The sequence below is a fragment of the Rhodococcus sp. (in: high G+C Gram-positive bacteria) genome (genome assembly GCF_049591685.1).
Taxonomy (GTDB): domain Bacteria; phylum Actinomycetota; class Actinomycetes; order Mycobacteriales; family Mycobacteriaceae; genus Rhodococcoides.
Genome location: NZ_JBAWFH010000285.1, coordinates 1 through 5,359, shown reverse-complemented (window position 1 = coordinate 5,359; position 5,359 = coordinate 1). Strand labels below are relative to the sequence as shown.

General features: G+C 65.3%; 8 protein-coding genes. All 8 read left to right on the top strand.

Annotated elements, in window-relative coordinates:
• A partial coding sequence (locus WBQ44_RS11955) for an enoyl-CoA hydratase family protein (RefSeq protein ID WP_495566904.1) occupies positions 1 to 565 on the top strand: 565 nt, incomplete at its 5' end.
• 43 nt (positions 566 to 608) lie between these two features.
• Positions 609 to 1,238 carry a TetR/AcrR family transcriptional regulator gene (locus WBQ44_RS11950; protein ID WP_495566903.1) on the top strand — a complete coding sequence of 210 codons (630 nt, stop codon included), beginning with the start codon at positions 609 to 611 and terminating at the stop codon, positions 1,236 to 1,238.
• Positions 1,239 to 1,281: 43 nt separating this feature from the next.
• Positions 1,282 to 2,676 (top strand): amidohydrolase family protein, encoded by a 1,395-nt coding sequence (locus tag WBQ44_RS11945; RefSeq protein WP_495566902.1) that lies wholly within the window; start codon positions 1,282 to 1,284, stop codon positions 2,674 to 2,676.
• Between the two features lie 25 nt (positions 2,677 to 2,701).
• Positions 2,702 to 3,229: a DUF3558 domain-containing protein gene (locus WBQ44_RS11940; RefSeq protein ID WP_495566901.1), complete on the top strand. Its 528-nt coding sequence runs from the start codon at positions 2,702 to 2,704 to the stop codon at positions 3,227 to 3,229.
• A 44-nt stretch (positions 3,230 to 3,273) separates the two neighbouring features.
• Positions 3,274 to 3,792: a DUF3558 domain-containing protein gene (locus WBQ44_RS11935; RefSeq protein WP_495566905.1), complete on the top strand. Its 519-nt coding sequence runs from the start codon at positions 3,274 to 3,276 to the stop codon at positions 3,790 to 3,792.
• 335 nt (positions 3,793 to 4,127) lie between these two features.
• Positions 4,128 to 4,502, top strand: coding sequence for a 30S ribosomal protein S12 (rpsL, locus tag WBQ44_RS11930; protein ID WP_072805599.1), 375 nt, complete (start codon positions 4,128 to 4,130; stop codon positions 4,500 to 4,502).
• A 1-nt stretch (position 4,503) separates the two neighbouring features.
• Complete coding sequence (gene rpsG, locus WBQ44_RS11925) at positions 4,504 to 4,974, top strand: 30S ribosomal protein S7 (protein WP_072690599.1); 471 nt, start codon at positions 4,504 to 4,506, stop codon at positions 4,972 to 4,974.
• 124 nt (positions 4,975 to 5,098) lie between these two features.
• Positions 5,099 to 5,359: GTP-binding protein (locus WBQ44_RS11920; protein WP_495566900.1), on the top strand; the 261-nt coding region annotated here is incomplete at its 3' end.

Here is a 5,359-nt window from a genome sequence, read left to right as displayed (position 1 = left end):
GGCGGGCGGCACCGTCGAAAGTCGCACCGGACAGATGCTCGGAGTACTCAGGTCGATTCTCGAGACGCCCAAGCCCGTCATCGGAAAGATCGACGGTCATGTCCGCGCCGGCGGGATGGGGCTGGTGGGGGCGTGCGACATTGTCGTCGCGGGTCCGTCGTCGACGTTCGCCCTCACCGAGGCTCGTCTCGGGCTGGCGCCGTCGATCGTGTCCTTGACGCTGCTTCCTCGCATGAACTCCCGGGCGGCGAGTCGCTACTTCGTCACCGGCGAGAAGTTCGGCGCACACGAGGCCGAAGCGATCGGTCTGATCAGTGAGGCCGGCGCCGACCCGGACGCGACCGTCGCCGACCTTCTCGATGCGTTGCGGCAGGGCTCGCCGCAGGGTCTCGCCGAGTCCAAGCGTCTGACGACGGCGTCCATCCTCGCCGATTTCGACGCTCGCGGAACCGACCTGTCGGACCATTCTGCGAGGCTGTTTGCATCGGAGGAGGCACGAGAAGGGATGATGGCCTTTCTGCAGAAGCGCAAGCCCCGTTGGGCGGCGTCGAAATCTGCGAAGTGACCTAAGTTTGCCCAGCATCGATTTCAGGGAGAAGTAGTACACGATGGTGACGGCGCGTGAACCCAAGCAGGACCGTAGTAGGGCCACGCGCCAGCGGCTTCTCGAAGCGACCATTTTCTCGCTCGCGTCGCAGGGTTGGGGCGCGACGACGGTCGGTGTCGTCGCCGAGAAGGCAGGCGTGTCCCGCGGTGCGACGCAGCATCACTTCCCGACCAGGGAAGACTTGATCACCGCGGCCCTGGACTACATGTTCGACACGAGGATGGACGACGCCCGCCGCGAGTCCTCCGATCTGCCGGTCGGCCCGGCGCGGACCGAAGCTGTCGTCCAACGGCTCGTCGAGTACTACACCGGTCCGATGTTCAAGGCCGCTCTTCAGGTGTGGACGGCAGCTGCAGCGGATCCGGAGATGCGCGCCCGAGTGCTTCCGCTCGAGGACAAGTTCGGCCGCGTCGCGCACCGGATGGCCGTCGAACAACTCGGTGCCGATGACAGGGATCCGCAGACACACCGGCTCGTGCAAGCCACGCTCGACCTCGCCCGGGGCCTGGGCCTCGCCGATGTGCTGAGCGACGATTCGCGCAGGCGCAGCGAGATCGTCCGCGCCTGGGCGGGTGTCCTCGACCAGGGGCTGAAGTTGACCGATCGGGAAGTCGCCGCGGCAGGCGGCTGACGCCCGGTCAGCGGATCCGGTGCTGTCGTGGTTCGCTCTGACGGTGAACCGGATCCACAGAGGGCACATCTTTCATATCGCCGGGGCGCCCACGGTGACCGGTGCCGCGGACGCGCTCGTGTCTCTTCCGGACGGCGCGCTCGTCGTCGAAGAGGACGGGCGCATCTCCTACTGCGGTCCGTTCGAGGAGTACCGCGGTGACGGCCAGGTCGTCGATCATCGGCCAGCGTTCCTGCTGCCCGGTTTCGTGGACACACACGTTCACTTCCCGCAGACGTTCGCCGGCGACGCGTACGGCGGCGGTCAGCTTCTCGAGTGGCTCAACGAGTGCATTTTCCCGTCCGAGTCGCTGTTCGAGGACCCGCAGTTCGCTGCCGATGCCGCGGTCGCGTTCTGTAACCGTCGGATCGCCGCCGGGACGACGCAGGCCATGGTGTTCGGCTCTGCCTTTCCCCACGCCCAGGATGCGCTGTTTCAGGAGACGTTCCGACGCGGCCTGCGCATCGTCAGCGGCCGCGGTGTTCAGACCACGGGACCCGACTCGGCCAAGGCATTGATCACCACCGAGGACGACGCTGTCCGCCTCGTCCGCGACGAGATCGAGAAGTGGCATGCCGCGGACACCGGTGACGTCGACACCGCGCTGCTGCACGTCGCGGTGGTTCCGCGCTTTTCCCTGTCGGTGACCACAGAGACACTGAAGAACCTCGGTGAGCTGTACGAGTCGGTGCGCGAGCGCGGGGTGTACTTTCACAGTCACCTCAACGAGAACGACCGCCCGGGCACCGGCGAAATCGTCACCACCAAGGAGGCGTACGGAGTCGAGAACTACCTGGACACGTACGACGGCAGGTTCCTTCCGGGGTCCGAGGTCGGCGGCCACAGTTTCCTCGGCAAGCGCACGATCCTCGCCCACGCGGTGCACTGCCAGGACGTCGAACTCGCTCGGATGGCCGAGACCGGGACGTCGATCGCCCACTGTCCGACGTCGCAGCAGTTCCTCGGTTCGGGCACGATGCCGTGGAAGCGAACCGTCGCGGCAGGCGTGAACGTCGCCATCGGCTCCGATTACGGCGGCGGCGACGAGTTTCTGCTGACGAGAGTGCTCGGCGACGCCTACAAGGTGCACATTTCCGAACCGGGGTGCGGCAGTGTGTCGCTGCATCCGGCCGAGCTGCTGTTCACCGGCACCCTCGCGGGCGCACGTGCCCTCGACATGGACAACCGCATCGGCAACCTCGACCGGGGCAAGGAGGCCGACTTCATCGTCGTGCAGCCGTCGGCCTGGCCACCATTGGCGGGACTTCTCGGGCGCGGGTTCCGTTCGGAGCACCCCGACACGGCCCGGGATCAGACACTGTTCGCGCTGCTGATGGCGATGCGCGAGCAGGCAATCACCGCGGTGTATGTGCAGGGTCGGCGTGTCGACAGCGCGTGAGCCCGCCTGCACTACGCTCGGTTTCATGCGGACGACGAGGCTGGTGGGGGCGGCGTTGTTGTCGGGAGTGACGCTGTTCGGCCTGCTCACCGCCTGCGGATCGGGCGAGAACGCCGGGCAGCAGGACGCGGATTCCTCCGCGGCCGCGGCCGCGGGCCCCTTCTTCGGTCAGTGCGGGTCGGTCGACGACGAAGAAGTCCGAACGAAGTTCGCCGTGCCCACATTCACGATGGTCACTCGAAACTCCGTCGGCTGCGAGTGGGAAGTCTCCGGCTTCACCGGTCCGTCCGTCAGCTTCTCCTGGTACCGCGGCAGCCCGATCGACAGAGAGCGCTCGGGTTCGGAGTTGATCGGCAGGCCCGCCGAGGACATCGAGATCGACGGGCATCCCGGCTTCTCGGCCTCCACCGACGGCTATCTGTGCGAGGTGGGTGTCGAGTTCGGGAAGGATTTCGTGCACTGGTCGGTTACCTATGGCGATCGAGCTCCCACGGCCGATCCGTGCGACGTCGCCCACGGACTCGCCGAACTCACCGTGGAGCGTGCGCAGTGAGCCCAGTGAGCCAGGTGAGCCAGGTGAGCCAGGTGAGGTCGCGGATTTGGATCGTTCCCACGGTGGCGGTTGCGCTGGTGTCGGCAGGCTGCAGCACCACCGTCGAAGGAACGCCGACCGCCGCGACCTTCGACGCCGGTACCGACACGGAGTTCACGAACCTGCTCACCGAATGCGACGCGGTGACCGACGACCAGATCGCCGAAACGGTCGGCGGCGACGCCATCGAACGGGGGTTCTTCGGAGCCATCTGCCGCTGGGACGTCGCCGGCCCCAACGGCATCGTGAAGGTCACGTTCAACTGGTTCGAAAACGGTTCGCTGGACGCGGAGCGGGAGGCGAACGAGAAGTCGATGTACACCGTGGAGGACACGACGGTCCAGGGACGCAAGGCAATTCGCAGCCGGATACCCGACGACCCCGCATCGTGCGGCGTCGCAGCCGGTTCCCCGGATGCTGGGGTGGTCGGCTGGTGGGTGCAATATCTGCCGGGTTCGGGAGCCCCGGATCCCTGTGCGGCCGCGACCACGCTGATGGACCTGACACTCGATATCAGCCGATAACCGCTCGGCCGATAACACAACCGGGGGCGTTTTGACCCGAGGCCGCGCCGCCGGGTATCGTTATGGGTCGTGTCCGGGCTGACCGGACCGTCTGTGTGCCTATACGAGGTACAGCCGTGCTCATGTTTCATCGAGAGCGTGCAATGCGGCTGCCGTGTGGGGGTATGCGACACACCCGACCGCGGGGTGCAAGAGACCCGCGGTAGCAGTACTGGAGCACCTGCAGTATTGATGTACGACCAGTACCGGGTGAGGAGCAGTGTTCTCTTGCTCCAACTGCTAGATCCCTGAGTCTCTGTCGATAAAGAGACTCGTGACACGAAGAAAGCCGGTTCATGCCAACTATCAACCAGCTGGTCCGCAAGGGTCGCACCGACAAGGTGCGGAAGCTGAAGACCGCTGCCCTCAAGGGCAGTCCTCAGCGCCGCGGCGTGTGCACTCGCGTGTACACCACCACTCCGAAGAAGCCGAACTCTGCTCTGCGTAAGGTCGCGCGCGTGCGCTTGACCAGCGCCGTAGAGGTCACTGCCTACATCCCCGGTGAAGGCCACAACCTGCAGGAGCACTCCATGGTGCTCGTTCGCGGTGGTCGTGTGAAGGACCTCCCGGGTGTGCGTTACAAGATCATCCGCGGCTCGCTCGACACCCAGGGTGTAAAGAACCGCAAGCAGGCTCGCAGCCGCTACGGCGCCAAGAAGGAGAAGAGCTGATATGCCACGCAAGGGCCCAGCACCCAAGCGGCCGCTGATCAACGACCCGGTCTACGGATCCCCGTTGGTCACGCAGCTCGTCAACAAGATCCTCATGGACGGCAAGAAGTCCACCGCCGAGCGCATCGTCTACCAGGCTCTCGAGCAGGCTCGCGAAAAGACCGGCACCGACCCCGTCGTCACGCTCAAGCGTGCACTCGACAACGTCAAGCCGGCCCTCGAGGTTCGCAGCCGTCGTGTCGGTGGCGCCACCTACCAGGTGCCCGTCGAGGTTCGCCCCGGTCGCTCCACCACGCTGGCACTGCGCTGGCTGGTCACCTTCTCGCGTGCTCGTCGTGAGAAGACCATGGTCGAGCGTCTGGCCAACGAGTTGCTCGACGCCAGCAACGGCCTCGGTGCCGCTGTGAAGCGCCGCGAGGACACCCACAAGATGGCAGAAGCCAACAAGGCATTCGCGCACTACCGCTGGTGACTGTCTGTCGGGAGGGTGTGGCCGAAACTATCCGCACCCTTCCGGCGTTGTACCGAGTACCTGGACCGGCCTCGATCACCATTCGCGGCCTGACCAGTCCCACTTCTTCGACTTACAAGGCGGGATGAATTCCGTGGCACAGGACGTGCTGACCGACCTCAACAAGGTCCGCAACATCGGCATCATGGCCCACATCGATGCTGGTAAAACCACCACTACCGAACGCATCCTCTTCTACACCGGTATCTCGTACAAGATCGGTGAAGTTCACGATGGCGCAGCCACCATGGACTGGATGGAGCAGGAGCAGGAGCGCGGCATCACGATCACGTCCGCTGCCACGACCTGTTTCTGGAAGGGCATGGCCGGTACGTTCCCCGAGCAT

Excerpts from the sequence above, each read along its gene's own strand:
- WBQ44_RS11940 (WP_495566901.1), top strand. The coding sequence starts at position 2,702 with ATGCGGACGACGAGGCTGGTGGGGGCGGCGTTGTTGTCGGGAGTGACG.
- rpsL (WP_072805599.1), top strand. The coding sequence starts at position 4,128 with ATGCCAACTATCAACCAGCTGGTCCGCAAGGGTCGCACCGACAAGGTG.
- WBQ44_RS11950 (WP_495566903.1), top strand. The coding sequence starts at position 609 with ATGGTGACGGCGCGTGAACCCAAGCAGGACCGTAGTAGGGCCACGCGC.
- rpsG (WP_072690599.1), top strand. The coding sequence starts at position 4,504 with ATGCCACGCAAGGGCCCAGCACCCAAGCGGCCGCTGATCAACGACCCG.